13 protein-coding genes are annotated in these 16,206 nt (G+C 39.7%); 12 read left to right on the top strand and 1 reads right to left on the bottom strand.

Annotated elements, in window-relative coordinates:
* Positions 1-118 precede the first annotated feature (118 nt).
* The 12 genes from xdh (at position 119) to nifJ (ending at position 14,466) form a co-directional block, all read left to right on the top strand.
* On the top strand, positions 119-2,692 hold the full coding sequence (gene xdh / locus IGJ41_RS10595) for a selenium-dependent xanthine dehydrogenase (RefSeq protein WP_438714414.1): 2,574 nt from the start codon (positions 119-121) through the stop codon (positions 2,690-2,692).
* A 13-nt stretch (positions 2,693-2,705) separates the two neighbouring features.
* A complete protein-coding gene (gene mocA / locus IGJ41_RS10590; protein ID WP_010707246.1) occupies positions 2,706-3,287 on the top strand; it encodes a molybdenum cofactor cytidylyltransferase in 582 nt (193 codons plus the stop codon).
* A gap of 13 nt (positions 3,288-3,300) precedes the next feature.
* Entirely contained in the window at positions 3,301-4,449 is a 1,149-nt protein-coding gene (sclA, locus tag IGJ41_RS10585; protein ID WP_438714411.1) for a selenocysteine lyase SclA, read from the top strand.
* A 15-nt stretch (positions 4,450-4,464) separates the two neighbouring features.
* Positions 4,465-5,487, top strand: a complete 1,023-nt coding sequence (selD, locus tag IGJ41_RS10580) for a selenide, water dikinase SelD (RefSeq protein ID WP_002362241.1) — start codon at positions 4,465-4,467, stop codon at positions 5,485-5,487.
* A gap of 15 nt (positions 5,488-5,502) precedes the next feature.
* The gene (gene yedF / locus IGJ41_RS10575; protein ID WP_002367122.1) at positions 5,503-6,090 is read left to right on the top strand and encodes a sulfurtransferase-like selenium metabolism protein YedF; all 588 of its coding nucleotides are present in this window, start codon (positions 5,503-5,505) and stop codon (positions 6,088-6,090) included.
* A gap of 20 nt (positions 6,091-6,110) precedes the next feature.
* Positions 6,111-6,368 carry a DUF3343 domain-containing protein gene (locus IGJ41_RS10570; protein WP_010713179.1) on the top strand — a complete coding sequence of 86 codons (258 nt, stop codon included), beginning with the start codon at positions 6,111-6,113 and terminating at the stop codon, positions 6,366-6,368.
* Positions 6,356-7,111 (top strand): selenium cofactor biosynthesis protein YqeC, encoded by a 756-nt coding sequence (yqeC, locus tag IGJ41_RS10565; RefSeq protein WP_010707249.1) that lies wholly within the window; start codon positions 6,356-6,358, stop codon positions 7,109-7,111. Before IGJ41_RS10570 ends, yqeC begins: the two co-directional genes overlap by 13 nt.
* Positions 7,075-7,905: a selenium-dependent molybdenum cofactor biosynthesis protein YqeB gene (yqeB, locus tag IGJ41_RS10560; protein WP_010707250.1), complete on the top strand. Its 831-nt coding sequence runs from the start codon at positions 7,075-7,077 to the stop codon at positions 7,903-7,905. Before yqeC ends, yqeB begins: the two co-directional genes overlap by 37 nt.
* Positions 7,906-8,141: 236 nt before the next feature.
* Positions 8,142-8,606 carry a flavodoxin gene (locus tag IGJ41_RS10555; protein WP_438714407.1) on the top strand — a complete coding sequence of 155 codons (465 nt, stop codon included), beginning with the start codon at positions 8,142-8,144 and terminating at the stop codon, positions 8,604-8,606.
* A gap of 37 nt (positions 8,607-8,643) precedes the next feature.
* Positions 8,644-9,501, top strand: a complete 858-nt coding sequence (locus IGJ41_RS10550) for a sulfide/dihydroorotate dehydrogenase-like FAD/NAD-binding protein (protein WP_002365019.1) — start codon at positions 8,644-8,646, stop codon at positions 9,499-9,501.
* Positions 9,494-10,912, top strand: coding sequence for an NADPH-dependent glutamate synthase (gene gltA, locus IGJ41_RS10545; protein WP_002370484.1), 1,419 nt, complete (start codon positions 9,494-9,496; stop codon positions 10,910-10,912). Before IGJ41_RS10550 ends, gltA begins: the two co-directional genes overlap by 8 nt.
* Positions 10,913-10,932: 20 nt before the next feature.
* Positions 10,933-14,466, top strand: a complete 3,534-nt coding sequence (gene nifJ / locus IGJ41_RS10540) for a pyruvate:ferredoxin (flavodoxin) oxidoreductase (RefSeq protein ID WP_438714405.1) — start codon at positions 10,933-10,935, stop codon at positions 14,464-14,466.
* 36 nt (positions 14,467-14,502) lie between these two features.
* Here nifJ and IGJ41_RS10535 read toward each other — a convergent pair whose 3' ends face one another.
* Positions 14,503-15,918, bottom strand: coding sequence for a Ktr system potassium uptake protein D (locus IGJ41_RS10535; protein ID WP_002385738.1), 1,416 nt, complete (start codon positions 15,916-15,918; stop codon positions 14,503-14,505).
* Positions 15,919-16,206 lie beyond the last annotated feature (288 nt).

The following is a 16,206-nucleotide window of genomic DNA, read 5'->3' as shown; positions in this document are numbered from 1 at the left end:
AGGACCTTTAAGTTAAATAAAAAAGTTTTTTCGCTAAAAAATAATTTTTAGAACGAAGATTTGTGGTATAATCTAGGTGATTGAACACTAAACTATATCAGAAATCGAGGTGCAAGAAATGTATTCAATTATTGTAAATGGTCAAAGTGAAACCTGTGAAACAAACAAAAAATTAATGGACTTTTTGCGGGAGGATCTGGGCTTAACTGGAACAAAAGATGGTTGTAACCAGGGCTCTTGCGGCGCATGTACGGTGCTAGTAAATGGAAAGGCTTCCAAAGCGTGTTTGTTTACTTTAGAAAAATTAGCTGGTAAAGAAGTCACGACAATCGAAGGTTTAAGCCAACGGCAAAAAGATGTCTACGCCTATGCGTTTGCAAAAACGGGTGCAGTTCAGTGCGGATATTGCATCCCTGGGATGGTTATTTCGGCACAAGGATTATTGAACAAGAAACCCGAACCCACAAAAGAAGACATTCAGAAAGCTTTACGCGGGAACATTTGTCGTTGTACAGGATATGTGAAAATAATAGAAGCCATTCAGTTAGCTGCTAAAATGTTTTGTGAAGAAACGAGCATTCCGGAAGAACATTCAAATGGTAAATTAGGGGAAGACTTCCAACGGGTCGATGCAGTGGAGAAAACCTTAGGAACAGGGATTTATGTAGATGACATTGACATAGAAGGAATGCTTCATGCATCTGCTTTGCGGAGTGCCTATCCTCGCGCAAAAGTTCTATCAATCGATAGTACCCAAGCATTGGCGCATCCTGACTGTGTGGCTGTGTTCACAGCTAAAGACGTTCCAGGAAATAATAAAATTGGTCATTTAGAATTTATTTCCGATTGGGATGTAATGATTCCAGAAGGAGAAATAACACGGTATGTTGGGGATGCAGTGGCACTCGTTGTTTCAAAAAGAAAAGAAACCTTACCAGAGATAAAAAATTTAGTGGAAGTTGATTGCGAAGGAATGATACCGCTTACTTCTTGTGAAGCTGCTTTAGCAGAAGGTGCACCAGCTATTCATGAAAAGGGCAATATCTTGTCTCATGAACACTTGGTACGTGGCAACGCAGATGAAGTATTAGCAAATTCTGCGTTTGTAGTGACAGAACATTATTCCGTACCAATTAACGAACATGCCTTTATGGAACCCGAGTGTGCGATTGCACAGCCTGAAGGTGAGGGCATTTTACTCTTTAGTGCGGGTCAAAGTATCTATGATGAACAACGGGAAGTGGCTCGGATGTTAGGACTGGATAAGGAAAAAATTCATGTTCAATCAAAACTTGTTGGTGGCGGTTTTGGTGGGAAAGAAGACATGAGTGTTCAGCATCATGCATCCTTAGCCGCTTGGTTATTGAAGAAACCAGTAAAAGTACTGCTAAGCCGTGAAGAAAGTTTGATGGTTCATCCCAAACGCCATGGCATGGAAATGGACTTTACGACCGGCTGTGATGAAGAAGGCAATTTAACTGCAATGAAAGCAGTGATTTATGCGGATACTGGGGCCTATGCTTCTTTAGGAGGACCAGTATTGCAACGGGCTTGTACACATGCGGCAGGTCCCTACAAGTATCAAACGATTGATGTGGAAGGGTTTGCTGTATATACTAATAATCCGCCAGCAGGTGCATTTCGTGGATTTGGTGTTTGCCAAACGGCTTTTGCAATTGAAAGTAATTTAAACTTGTTAGCAGAAAAAGTCGGACTATCACCATGGGAAATACGCTTTAAAAATGCCGTCGCCCCAGGAGATACTTTACCGAATGGACAATTGGTCTCGAAAAATGCGGCGTTAAAAGAAGCCTTGTTAGCAGTTAAAGACGTCTATGAACAAGCGGAAGTTGCTGGAATTTCTAGTTTCTTTAAAAATAGTGGCGTGGGTGTGGGGCTACCTGATACAGGGCGTTGTATTATTTCTGTTGAAGAAGGAAAAATACATGTCCGCACAAGTGCTGCTTGTATCGGTCAAGGGATGGCAACCGTTACGACGCAAATTGCCTGTGAAACATTAAATTTACCACCAGAAATGATTGTTGCGGAAGCCCCTGATACGAGAAGAACACCGAATTCAGGAACGACAACGGCTTCGAGGCAGTCACTCTTCACAGGAGAAGCAACTAGAAGAGCGGCAATGCAATTACGGTATGAACTTGATATGGGACGTGCTTTAAGTGATTTGGAAGGTGAAGAATTTTATGGGGAATATTCAGCGAAAACGGATCCATTAATTAATGATAAAAAAAGTCCAGTTAGTCATGCTGGTTATGGTTATGCTGCTGAAGTAGCTATTCTAGATGACAAAGGAAAAGTAGCTAAATTTGTGGCTGCGTATGATATGGGGCAAGTGGTGAATCCACGAGCTGCTGAAGGTCAAATTGAAGGTGGGATTGCGATGGGCATGGGGTATGCTTTAACTGAAAAATTTGCCTTAGAAGAAGGCTATGTTAAAGCAAAATATGCAACGCTAGGATTAGTGAACGCCACTCAAGTACCACCAATCGAAACAATTTTGGTTCATGCTGACAATCTTCACGAAGGTTTAGCCTATGGAATTAAAGGCGTAGGTGAGTTAGCAACGATCCCTACCGCACCAGCTTTAGCAGGCGCATATTTTGCCTTGGATGGTCAGCTACGACCAAGTCTGCCTTTAGAAAATACCCCTTATCAAAAGAAAAAAAGATAAAAGGAGACAACTCATGTCACTCGTTAGTGTCATTATTCTAGCATCGGGCAATTCACAACGGATGGGCCAAAATAAATTGTTCTTAAAATATCAAGGAAAAACATTTTTAGAGCACACGTTAACCTTAGTGAATCAATTAGACGTATTAGAACGGATTTTAGTTGTTTCGCCTGAGAATCAGCCAGCGTTTCCTTTACCTAAGAACATTCAGGTGATTCTCAATCATCAATGGCAAGAAGGGCAAAGTAGCAGTATTCGTTTAGGAACCGAACAAGCTCGGGGAGCTGGCTATTTATACTTACCTAGTGATCAACCATTGTTAACACCTAAAATGCTACAACCCGTGTTAGATAAATGTCAGAGAAATAAAATTGTAGTGCCATTACAAAAAGATGGCTGTCCTAGTAGTCCAGTATTATTCGGTAATCAATTTCGACAAGAACTATTAACATTGACTGGTGAAAAAGGCGGACGCATGATTTATGAACGCTTTCCAGAAGCAGTTCAGATGCTGAGAATAGCGACTCCTGGCCGTTTGAAAGATATCGATACGCCAGAAGAGTACAGAAAATTAATTCAAGAAACCAATAGTTAGAGAGGAAAATCGTATGAAGGATTTGGTTTATTTAAATTATGCAGCGACTTCCTATAAAAAATTTCCAGCAACCATTGAGGCTTTGACTGCCTATTTAGCAGAAAATCAGTTCATGAATTACGGAAGAAATGCCCCTTTGCTGAGAGAGGGGCTTCCTCTTTTAGAGACACGTCAATTGTTAGCAGACTTTTTTCAGGCACCCAGTGCGGCTCAGATTACGTTTACGAATAACGCAACAACTTCCTTAAATCTTGCATTAGCGGGGATTTTACAACCTGGCGACCATGTGATTACGACTATGTTAGAACATCATGCAGTAGCCAGACCTCTTCACTTGCTTGAGAAAGAACGAGGCATTTCAGTGACGTATGTTGCTTGTCAAAAAACGGGTCTGTTAGATGTAGAAGATATTCAGCGAGCCTGGCGAACGAATACAAAAGCCTTGGTGATGACACACGCATCCAATGTCTTAGGCACCATTTTACCCATTGAAGAATGTTTTCAATGGGCCCAACAGAAAGGAGTATTAACCGTTTTGGATGCAGCTCAAACGGCGGGCTTTCTACCAATAAAAATGACTCAGATGGCCATTGATGTGCTAGCCTTTACTGGACATAAAAGCTTATATGGATTAGCAGGTATTGGTGGGTTAGCTTTTAGTGAGCGAGGGGCTGAAGCGGTCAAACCACTGATAACGGGCGGCACTGGTAGCCATTCTAATTCCTTTGATCAACCCTCTTTTTTACCAGATAAATTTGAAGCTGGTACGTTAAACAGTTTAGGTATTTTAAGCTTAAATAGTTCTGTTAAAGAGTTGAATAAAATTGGTTTAGCAGCGATTCAAAAGCACGAACGAACCTTAATGCAGAATTTTTTAAATGGTTTATCAGGGTTACCTGTCACAATTTTAGGAACCAAGGACGTGGCACAAACTGTCCCTGTTGTTTCTATCACACTGTGGAATCAGGAAGAAACAGTGGTGGCACAGCAACTAGCAGAACAATATGGCATTATGACGCGCGCAGGTTTGCATTGTGCACCATTAGCCCATGAAACAGCTGGGACTTTAGCAACTGGCACCTTACGTTTTAGCTTTGGTTGGCAGACAACGCCTGAAGAAATTACTTGGACAATTCACGCTTTACAAGAACTACTAATTTGAGAAGGAGCGGACAGCATGGATTTTTTATCACAATGTACATCAGGTGGCTGCGGGGCAAAAATTGAATCCCGTGTACTGAATCAATTGTTGCAACACTTACCCGAAACACCGGCAAATGAGCGGCTACTCGTCGGATTTGAACATGCCGACGACGCCGCGGTTTACCAAATAACGCCTGAAAAAGCTTTGATTTCAACGGTTGATTTTTTTTCACCAATGGTCAATGATCCGTTATCATTTGGAAAAATTGCGGTCGCTAATGCTTTAAGTGATGTCTATGCCATGGGCGGTACAGTCCTTTATGCGCTAAATCTTGTTTGTTTTCCACAAAAGATGTCAAAAGAATGGTTGGAACAAATGCTCTTGGGTGGCAGTTTAAAATTAAAGGAAGCGGGTGCTTTACTGGCGGGAGGCCATTCGATTTATGACCATGAACCTAAGTATGGCTTAGCGGTAACTGGAGAAGTTCATCCAGAAAATTTGTGGCATAATAATACGCCACAGGTGGGGGATGTCTTGATTTTAACTAAAGCATTAGGTGTAGGAATTATTCAAGCGGCTGTTCGGGGGCAATTGGCGAAGCAGACGGAACAAAAAATCGCACAAGATTCGATGGAACGTTTAAATAAATATGCCGCTGCGAATGCTCGATCCTACGCAGTACATGCTTGTACTGACGTGACTGGGTTTGGTCTATTAATTCATGCGAAAGAAATGGCTGATAATCAGGTAACATTACTGATTGATACAGAAGCATTACCAACCATTACAGGAGCGTTGGCCTACGCCGCAGAATGTTTAGTCACTGCAGCTGGGCAAAGAAACCGACAAACAATCGGAACGACAATCGATTATTCAAAAATTTCTATGGAAATGCAAGAACTTTTGTTTGATCCACAAACATCTGGCGGACTGTTAATTAGTGTCGCTGCTGATGAAGCGGCAGCCTGTTTAGCAGCTATTCAAAAAGAGGACCCTGTTGCCAAAATTATTGGCGAGGTTCTGCCAAAAGAACAACAAGCAGTAGTACTTTTATAGAGAGAAGGGCCAAATATGAAATTAGTAGATGCATTGGGGAAACCTTGCCCAATACCTGTGATTGAAACAAAAAAAGCTTTGGCGGAGTTAGGTTTAGCTGGAGGCACTATCGAGGTTTTAGTCGATAACGAAGTAGCTGTTGAAAATTTGAAAAAATTAGCTGCTAAAAAACAGGCCACTTTGACTGCGAAGCAGATAGAAGCCACGGTTTTCTCTGTCAAAATTACGGTACCTGAAGAAGCGACTCAACAAACAAGTCAGTCAGCAACAGATTTAGTAATTACGATTGGCTCCGATCAATTAGGTACTGGAGACGAGCAGCTAGGACGACTATTAATGAAAAGTTATCTTCAATCTTTATCAGAAGCAGAAACTGTTCCTACACAGCTATTATTCTTTAATCGAGGGGCGTTTTTAACGAATCAAGCAGCGAACACCTTAGCTGATTTGCAACAATTAGCGGAGAAGGGAACCACGATTCAAACGTGTGGGGCCTGTTTAGATTTTTATCATTTAACAGACACCTTAGCTATCGGCTCTATTACTAATATGTACGAAATTGTTGAAACAATGAATCAAGCGGCTAAAGTAATTACGCTTTAACAAAAAAAGAAGGTGAAAAGATGGAGTATTTGCTAACCTTTCCGAATACACATTATGCTGTTCAGGCGGAACAAGTACTGTTGGCAAGAAAGGTGGCTGTTCGCGCCTTTACTTTGCCACCATCATTGACGGATGGTTGTGGGATCGGTTTACTCATTAATGAAGCGGAAATAACTCACAGTGTATGTTTTTTAGAAGAAGCAAAAGTACGCGTAGCCTCTATTTTTTCTGTGAAAAATGACCTTGGGGAAAGGAGGTACCAACTGTGGAGTCCTTAAAAAAGTGTTTTGATTTACAAGGAAAGGAGATTGTGTCGATTGTTGGTAGTGGTGGGAAAACAAGCTTAATGTGGGCGCTAGCAAAAACATATCGAAAGGAAGCTGTTCTGGTTAGTACAACTACAAAAATTGGGTTTCCCCAACGTCAATTGTATGATTATTTTTATACAAACCATTTTGAAAAAATAACGCCGAATATCTGCGGAATCACTTTAGCAGGAACCGCTATCAACAACCAAACAAAACTAACGATGCCTGCAATGACCTCGTTTCAAACATTGTTTCAGCACTTCACGAAAGTTTTTTTAGAAGCGGATGGATCCAAACAACGACCTTTGAAAGGCTGGTCCTCTTATGAACCCGTGATATTAAAAGAAACAACCACCACAATTGGTGTGCTTCCGATTTCTGTGATTGGTCAAAAGATAGATGAAACGACCATTCATCGGTTGCCGCTTTTTTTGGAATTAACCGATGCGCAACAACAAGAACCAATCACAGAAACATTGTTAGCTCAACTCATTGCTCATCCAAAAGGATTGTTTAAAGAGAGCCAAGGCCAACGAATTTTGTGTTTAAATCAAACCCATACGCGAAGAGAGTTCGTTCAAGCGATGAATGTCTGTCTTCAATTACCCAAAAGCTGTTTTGAAAAATTAGACAAAATTATTGCTTGCAATATGGAATTAGAGAAAGGACTTATTTTATGGGAGAAATCAGTCAAAACATCCAAGAAAAATTAGTGATTGTTCGCGGAGGGGGCGATCTAGCGACAGGTGTTATCCAAAAATTATGGCACGTTGGCTTTAAAATACTAGTATTAGAAACAGAATGTCCTCTGGCCATTCGGCGGACTGTTTCAGTTTGTGATGCTATTTTCCAGAAAGAACAAAGAGTGGAAGATTTGGTTGCTGTTCGAATTACTTCATTAAAGGATTGCGCGAAATGTTGGCAGCAAAATAAGCTGCCTGTTTTTGTCGATCAAACAGCAAGTGCTATTCAACAATTGAAACCACTGATTGTTATCGATGCGATTTTGGCTAAGAAAAATTTAGGTACGCATCGAGGAATGGCACCGATTACGATTGCTTTAGGACCAGGATTTTCAGCACCGCAAGATGTCGATGTTGTGATTGAGACAATGCGTGGACATAGGTTGGGACGTTTATACTTTGAAGGAACAGCTTTACCTAATACAGGTATTCCAGGTGAAATTGGCGGAAAAAGTGCGGAACGAGTTGTCCATGCCCCTGCTTCAGGACAAGTTATCCACCTTAAAAACATAGGGGATCTCGTGTTGAAAGGGGAAGCATTATTTTTAATCGATCAGGTTCCAGTTTATTCGCCTTTGACAGGGACTTTGAGAGGATTGATTTCAGAAAAGGTAATATGCTGTCAAGGGTTGAAGTGTGCAGATGTAGATCCTCGACCAGTTGAGAAAGTCGATTGCTTGACGATCTCCGACAAAGCTCGTGCATTAGGGGGAGCGGTTTTAGAAGCAATTTTTATGATTGGAAGAAGGAAAAATGTTTTATAAAAAAGAACCTAAATAATATTTTTTTTGCCTTAAAAATATTGTTAAAACAGTTTGGAATGTGGTATAGTAAAGACGTAGTAAAAAATACTCTATCTCGAAAGGGGAAGAGTACATACTTAGTTAGATTAGTTTGTGAATAAAATCATTTGTAAAAGTTATTTTTTTAGGAATTAATGTAAAGGGTTACAATTGTATTTGAATGCATTGAAATATTTAGGAAAAAAGAAAGGAAATGAATGAAGATGGCACTAGTAAAAATTGTTTATGCAAGTATGACTGGAAACACAGAAGAAATTTCCGAGATTTTGGAAGAACAGTTTCAAGAAGCTGGAGTTGAAGTAGAACGTGAAGAATGTTCAGAAGTTGATGTAGACTTCTTTGATGATGCAGATGCTTGTATTATCGCAACGTATACTTATGGTGATGGGGAACTGCCTTTTGAATTTGAAGATTTCTTTGATGAATTAACTGAAAAGGATTTAGCAGGTAAGCCATTTGGCGTTGTTGGTTCCGGTGATCGTGAATATGGTGAATTTTTCTGTAAATCAGCGCATGATTTTGTAGGAGCTTTTGAAAAAGCTGGTGCTAAAAAAGTAGCTGAAACAGTTGAAATTGAAAACAATGCAGAAGAAGAAGACATCGAAATGCTAAAAACATTTGTTAAAAGTGTTGCCGCAACTTTATCTGATAGCGTTGCCTAAAGGTTTAAGAAAGTAGGAGTCAGAATGAAAAGGAATGATGAAGGTAGGTATTTCAATGTTTAATATTCTTCAGTCGACTCAATTATCTAGTAATACATTTGATTTTTGGCTGGAAGCGCCAAGAATAGCGACACATGCCCAGGCTGGACAGTTTGTTATTTTAAGAATTGACGAAAAAGGAGAGCGGATCCCTTTAACGATTGCGGAGACAAATCCACAAGCAGGCAGTATTCGAATTATTTTCCAAGTAATCGGTAAGACAACAGCTGCACTTTCCCAACTTAAAACTTCCGACTCTTTGTTAGATATCACTGGACCTTTAGGTATGCCCACAGAAGTGAAGCAATATGGAACGGTGATGGTTGTCGGTGGCGGGGTTGGCATCGCAGCTATTTATCCAATTATCAAGGCTTTAAAAGAAGCAGGCAACCGAGTGATTACGATTTTGGGGGCACGAACAGCTGAGTTAGTTCTGTTACAAGAAGAATGCCGTCGTTATTCAGATGAGCTAATCATTACAACGGATGATGGTTCATTAGGTAAAAAGGGCTTAGTAACAGAAGCGATGGAAGAAGTTATTGCACGTGAATCTGTAGCGTGCAGTTGGGCGATTGGGCCCAGCATCATGATGAAATTTTGTACCTTGACAGCTGAAAAACATCAATTACCAATTTATGTTTCCTTGAATCCTATTATGATTGACGGAACAGGTATGTGTGGCGGTTGTCGGGTCACTGTTGATGGCACCATGAAATTTGCCTGTGTTGATGGACCTGAGTTTAAAGGCAATGAAGTAAATTGGGATGAATTCATTAATCGAATGAAGCAATATCAGGAAGAAGAAGCAGTTTGCTTTACAGATCGTTTGAAAGAGCAGGTGGAGAAAAATGGCTAGAAAAAGTCGTATAAAAACACCGATTGCGGAACAAGCACCTACTATCAGAAAGAATAATTTTGAAGAGGTTTGCTTAGGCTATACATTAGCAGAAGGGCAAGAAGAAGCGATTCGCTGTTTACAATGTAAAAATGCACCTTGTATTGCTAAATGCCCCGTGATGATTGATATTCCTGGATTTATTTTAGCTATTCGTGAAGGAAACATGGAACAAGCAGCCGATATTTTAAGTAAATATACGAATTTACCTGCTATTTGTGGACGCGTTTGTCCGCAAGAGAAACAATGTGAACAAGTTTGTAAATTAGGGAAAGCCAAAAACTTTGAACCAGTGGCAATTGGCAAATTAGAACGTTTAGTTGCCGATTGGGCATTAGAAAATCACATGTTTCCTAAAAAAACAGCGGAACCAACAAAAGGGAAAATCGCAGTGGTCGGTTCTGGTCCTTCTGGGTTAACAGTTGCGGGGGATTTGGCAAAGCTCGGCTACGAAGTAATTATTTTTGAAGCGCTTCATGAAGCTGGCGGCGTATTAACCTATGGCATACCTGAATTTCGATTGCCGAAAAAAATTGTTAAACAAGAAATTGCGAGTATTGAAGCCTTAGGTGTAACAATAGAAACCAATGTGGTAGTAGGTAAAACGATTACGATGGAAGAAATAATGTCAGAGTTTGATGCCTGTTATCTATCGGTTGGTGCAGGGGCACCAAACTTTATGGGAATCCCAGGAACTAGTTTAAATGGGGTTTATTCTTCTAGTGAATTTTTAACACGAATCAATTTAATGCATAGCTATGAGTTTCCAGAATATGATACACCGATTAAACGTGCTAAAAATGTTGTTGTGATTGGCGGCGGGAATGTTGCAATGGATGCCGCTCGTTCAGCCAAACGATTAGGCGCTGAAAATGTGAATATTGTGTATCGTCGTTCGTTAGAAGAATTACCAGCAAGAATTGAAGAATACCACCATTCCCTTGAGGAAGGAATTAACTATTATTGGTTAACGAATCCAATTGCTTATTTAGATGACCAACAAGGAAATCTAGCCGGTGTTGAATGTATCAAAATGGTTTTAGGTGAACCAGATGTGTCTGGAAGACGACGGCCAGAACCGGTTCCAGACAGCACGTTTACCATTCCTGCTGATGCAGTAATCGAGGCAATTGGCCAAGGGGCAAATCGAGTTTTGTTATCAACATATCCAGAAATAGAACTAAACCAATGGGGTTACATTCAAGCTGATCCTAAAACGGGAGCAACCTCAATACCTGGCGTTTTTGCTGGGGGCGATATAGTCACAGGTGCTGCCACCGTTATTTTAGCGATGGGCGCTGGGAAAATCGCAGCTAATGCAATTGATCAGTATGTCAAAACACAAAAAACAACAGTCACAAGCAATGTTTAGGAAAGATAAAAGGTGAAAAAATGAAAAAAACAATGGATGGAAACACCGCAGCGGCTTATATTTCATATGCGTTTACAGAAGTTGCCGCTATTTATCCTATCACACCAAGTTCAACAATGGCTGAGTTGGTAGATGAATGGGCGGAAAGTGGTTTAAAAAATATTTATGGTCAAAAAGTTCAAGTTATTGAAATGCAATCAGAAGCTGGGGCAGCGGGAGTAGTTCATGGTTCGTTAAAAACAGGTGCGTTAACCACTACTTATACTGCTTCACAAGGTTTACTGTTGATGATTCCCAATATGTATAAAATCGCAGGAGAATTGCTACCTTCTGTGTTCCACGTGGCGGCTCGGGCAGTAACGACAAGTGCGTTGAGTATTTTTGGTGATCATGGCGATGTGATGGCTACCCGCCAAACAGGTTTTTGTATGTTAGCAGAATCGAGTGTTCAAGAAGTGATGGATTTGTCGGCAGTTGCTCATTTAGCTAGCTTAGAAGGTAGTTTACCTTTTGTAAACTTTTTTGATGGTTTTAGAACGAGCCATGAACTACAAAAAATCGAAGTGATTGATTATGATGACCTGAAAGAAATGGTGAATCAGGAAGCTGTAACTCGTTTTAGAATGGGAGGCATGAATCCTAATCATCCCACTGTTTCAGGGACCGCTCAAAATCCTGACATTCATTTTCAACAAAGAGAAACAGTCAATAAAAATTACGAAGAAATGCCAAAAATTGTTCAAAAATACATGAAAAAAATTAACAATCTTCGTGGAACAACGTATGATTTAACCGATTATTACGGGGTTGAAGATGCAACAGAAGTCATTATTTCAATGGGGTCGGCTTCGCCAGTAATCAAACAAACAGTCGACTATCTCAATCAACAAGGACGCAAAGTTGGTTTTATCAATATTCATTTATATCGTCCATTTCCTACCGAAAACCTTCTTGAAAAATTACCAGCTACAGTAGAAAAGGTTGCGGTTTTAGATCGAACAAAAGAATCAGGAGCCGAAGGGGAACCATTATTGCTAGATGTTCAAAGCGCTCTCTATCAACATGAAAATCGTCCAATTGTGATTGGTGGACGTTATGGGTTAGGTTCTAAAGACGTAGCGCCTAATCAAATTAAAGCGATCTATGACCATTTGTTATTGCCATTTAAAGAATTAAAACAACGCTTTACGGTAGGGATCGTTGATGATGTAACCTATCAATCATTGCCAGAAGAACCTACTTTAGATTTAACGCCAGATACTACCTTCCAAGCAAAATTTTGGGGCTTTGGTTCTGACGGAACTGTGGGAGCAAACAAGCAAGCGATTAAAATTATCGGAGATCATACCGACCTTTATGCACAAGCTTACTTTAGTTATGATTCTAAAAAATCAGGCGGTTTAACCGTTTCGCATCTGCGTTTTGGTAAAGAGCCAATTACTTCCACGTATTTAATTGAACAAGCAGATTTCATCGCTTGTCATAATGCTTCCTATTTGCATAAATACGACCTGTTAAAAGGTTTAAAAGATGGCGGAACGTTTTTACTGAATACTATTTGGGATCAAGAAAAGGTTCATCGTTTATTACCGGCTAAGTTAAAAAAATATATTGGGGAGCACCAAATCAAATTTTATATTATCAATGCGGTTGAGTTAGCTCGCAAAGTAGGCTTAGGTCGTCGGATTAATACAGTGATGTCTACTGCCTTTTTTGAAGTAACAGATATTTTAACGAAAGAGCAATATTTACCGTTACTTAAAGAAGAAGTGAAAAAGACTTATGGAAAAAAATCAATGGAAATTGTTGAAAAAAATTACCAAGCGATTGATGCTACCTTTGAATCGCTGCAAGAAATTGTAGTTCCAGAAGATTGGGCAACCATTGTTTTAGAGCCAGAAAATCAAGAGTCGGAAGCTCCAGCTTTTGTGACAAATATTTTAGAACCGATCAATCGTCAAGAAGGGGATCAGCTGACCGTTTCAGATTTGATTGAAAACGGAATGAAGGGCGGTGCCATTCCTATGGGCACTGCGGCTTATGAAAAACGTGGCATTGCGTTAGAAGTACCTGAGTGGCAAATGGATAAGTGTACGATGTGTAATGAATGTGCCTTTGTTTGTCCACATGCGGCTATTCGACCGTTTTTAGCGGATGAAGAAGAACTGAAAGAAGCACCTGCAGGTTTTGCCATGCGCGAAATGCGTGGCATAGATGGGTTGATGTATCGTATCCAAGTTTCTTTAGAAGATTGTACAGGTTGTGGTCTTTGTGTTCAGGCTTGCCCTGTGAAAGACAAGGCGATTTTAATGAAACCTTATGAAACTCAGAAAGAGCAAGCGATGAATTGGGCCTTTGCGATGACTCTTAAACAAAAAGCCAACCCAGTCAAAAAACTTTCTGTTAAAGGTTCCCAATTTAACCAGCCATTGATGGAATTTTCAGGTGCTTGTGAAGGCTGTGGCGAAACACCTTATATTAAGTTGTTGACGCAACTATTTGGTGATCGAATGATGATTGCTAACGCAACAGGCTGTTCATCAATTTGGGGTGGTTCGTCACCAGTGACACCATATACAACGAACGAATGTGGCCAAGGACCAGCTTGGAGTAATTCGCTGTTTGAAGATAATGCTGAATATGGTTATGGTATGTATATTGCCAATCGAACGAAACGTCAACATTTAGCTAGTCTGGTTGAAGAAAGTCTTGCTAAAAATGTCGGATCAGATTCACTTCAAGCCTTGTTAAATGATTGGTTGGAACACATGGCTGAAGGGGAAGGAACACAACAGCGAGCCACCAAACTAGCGGCGGCATTAAGTGAAGAAGCCGATGAAGATCCACTTTTAACAAAAATTTACGAACAAAAAGATTTACTAGTGAAAACGAGTCAATGGATTGTCGGCGGCGATGGTTGGGCCTATGATATCGGGTTTAGCGGCATCGATCATGTTCTTGCCAGTGGGGAAGATGTTAATATTTTTGTTATGGATAACGAAGTGTATGCCAATACAGGCGGACAAACATCTAAAGCTACACCAGCTTCAGCCATTGCCAAATTCTCAGCGGGTGGGAAACATACCTCTAAAAAAGATTTAGGGATGATGGCAATCACTTATGGGAATGTCTATGTTGCACAAGTGGCTTTAGGCGCAAACTCAATGCAAACGATTAAAGCAATTGACGAAGCGGAGCGGTACCCAGGCCCATCAATTATCATTGGTTATACCCCATGTATTAATCACGGGGTCAAAGGTGGAATGGTTCGGACGTTAGATCAAGCCAAAGAAGCCGTTGAATCTGGCTATTGGCCACTTTATCGCTATAATCCAGAGTTAGTTAAGAAAGGCAAAGATCCGATGGTCATTGACTACAAGAAAACAGATTTTGACAAAATGCGTGATTTCCTTGAAAAACAAACACGTTACTCTGCGTTGCATACAATTAAACAGAATCAAGAAGTAGTCGAACATTTACTTGATAAAACTAAAGAAGATGCAATTGAACGCTCTGAAAGTTATAACAAACTAGTCACACACATGAAAAAATAAAAAAACAAAGCCTCTTACTTGAGAGGCTTTGTTTTTTTATCCAATAATAATTTTTTCTGAAGGGTATTCGTAGCCTAAGTCACGTGTTTCTTTTGGTACAAAAATCATTAAGGTATAAAGCATACCAATACGTCCAATAAACATTAATAAGGCAATCATTAATTTACCTACTGTTGTTAAATCGTCTGTAATGCCTAAAGAAAGACCGGTTGTCCCAAAGGCAGAAGCGACTTCCACAATGATTGAAATCAAGGGCAGATTTTCAGTGGCTGACAAAAAGACGACAGCGAAAAAGCACATAATCAAAGATAACATGAAGACAACAATCGATTTTTTGACATCATCGTCATCTATTTTACGGCTAAAGACGCTAATATCATCTTCACTTTTTAAAAAGGCTAACAAATACAAACCAATAATCGCAACAGTCGTTGTTCGAACACCACCACCAACAGAGCTAGGACTACAACCAATAAACATTAACACAGAAAAAATAATCAATGTTGTGATTTGGAAGTCCCCTAAATCATTAATTTGGAGGCCAGCGTTTCGTGTAGTCATCGAATAAAACATCGAACTTACCCAACGGCCACTTTCATTCATTGTCAAAAATAGGTGATCTTTTTCTAATAAGTAAATCAAAATAGTCCCGCCAATAAACAGAACAATAAACGCTAGCAAAGCAATTTTACTAAACAATGAGAAGCGGAAAGGCAAGCCTCGTTTCTTCTTACGAAAGTTCTTTTTCTTAAAATGTAACCACTCATGAATTTCCAGTAAAACGGGAAATCCAATTCCGCCGATAAAAATTAAGAACATAATTGCCAGTAAAAAGAGATAATCATGAGCAAAAGGGATAATTGAATCACCTGAAATATCAAAGCCTGAATTAGTCACTGCAGAAATAGCTTGATAAAATCCATAAAATATCGCATCTCGCCAGTTCGTATAATAACCACTTATATAAAAATAAAGCGAAAAGAGCGAGCCGAAGATTACTTGGAACCAAATTAAAATCAAAAAAGTAGTGCGGATCAGTCGAACAATTCCGCTCAGTCGCGGCTGATTCATGTCAGTCATAATTAACTGACGTTGCTTTAATGTGATTCGCCGTTTTGATAAAATAAAAAAGACCGTTGAAATCATCATAATCCCTAAGCCACCAACTTGGAAAAGAACCTCCAATAAGACGATCCCACGATCATTAAAAACCGAATTAATATCGACTGTGGTGAGTCCAGTAACACTGACTGTACTGATTGCTAAGAAAAATAAATCAATAAAAGGAACATGCGAGTCAGGTTCTCTGAAAATAGGGAGGCAAAACAATAAATAAGAAATAACCGTCATTAATATGTAATAAGCGACGATGATTTGAATAGATGAAAAATTTTTGCGAATAAATCGATCGCTTTTTCGCTGTGCCAGCCACAGCAAACGTGTATGGTTCACTAGATAACCTCCCAATTCTAATTAAATTAAGTATACCAAAACTTTTCGCCTCAAACGAATAATTCTGCCAGAAAATCCTTGAAATGACAAATAAAAATAAGAAATTCGTTAGAAATAATTGGAAAACATCCACAAACAAGCGAGAACATGATATTTTATGAAAGAATAGAAAAATAGGTTGTTCCCCAAACAACTTATTGCTAATTGGTCAGTTTGTCTAACGATACAACTTTAAAAAGTAGTGGTAGCTTTTTTATTTCGGTTGATATGTGAATGTGTTCACTTTAT

Source organism: Enterococcus sp. DIV1537a, from assembly GCF_051712085.1.
Classification (GTDB): Bacteria; Bacillota; Bacilli; order Lactobacillales; family Enterococcaceae; genus Enterococcus; species Enterococcus faecalis.
The sequence above is the reverse complement of the archived record's forward strand: the minus strand, read 5'-3'. Positions and strand labels throughout refer to the sequence as shown.

Coding starts and splice junctions, on each gene's coding strand:
- xdh (WP_438714414.1), top strand. CDS start 119: ATGTATTCAATTATTGTAAATGGTCAAAGTGAAACCTGTGAAACAAAC.
- mocA (WP_010707246.1), top strand. CDS start 2,706: ATGTCACTCGTTAGTGTCATTATTCTAGCATCGGGCAATTCACAACGG.
- sclA (WP_438714411.1), top strand. CDS start 3,301: ATGAAGGATTTGGTTTATTTAAATTATGCAGCGACTTCCTATAAAAAA.
- selD (WP_002362241.1), top strand. CDS start 4,465: ATGGATTTTTTATCACAATGTACATCAGGTGGCTGCGGGGCAAAAATT.
- yedF (WP_002367122.1), top strand. CDS start 5,503: ATGAAATTAGTAGATGCATTGGGGAAACCTTGCCCAATACCTGTGATT.
- IGJ41_RS10570 (WP_010713179.1), top strand. CDS start 6,111: ATGGAGTATTTGCTAACCTTTCCGAATACACATTATGCTGTTCAGGCG.
- yqeB (WP_010707250.1), top strand. CDS start 7,075: ATGGGAGAAATCAGTCAAAACATCCAAGAAAAATTAGTGATTGTTCGC.
- IGJ41_RS10555 (WP_438714407.1), top strand. CDS start 8,142: ATGAAGATGGCACTAGTAAAAATTGTTTATGCAAGTATGACTGGAAAC.
- IGJ41_RS10550 (WP_002365019.1), top strand. CDS start 8,644: ATGAAGGTAGGTATTTCAATGTTTAATATTCTTCAGTCGACTCAATTA.
- gltA (WP_002370484.1), top strand. CDS start 9,494: ATGGCTAGAAAAAGTCGTATAAAAACACCGATTGCGGAACAAGCACCT.
- nifJ (WP_438714405.1), top strand. CDS start 10,933: ATGAAAAAAACAATGGATGGAAACACCGCAGCGGCTTATATTTCATAT.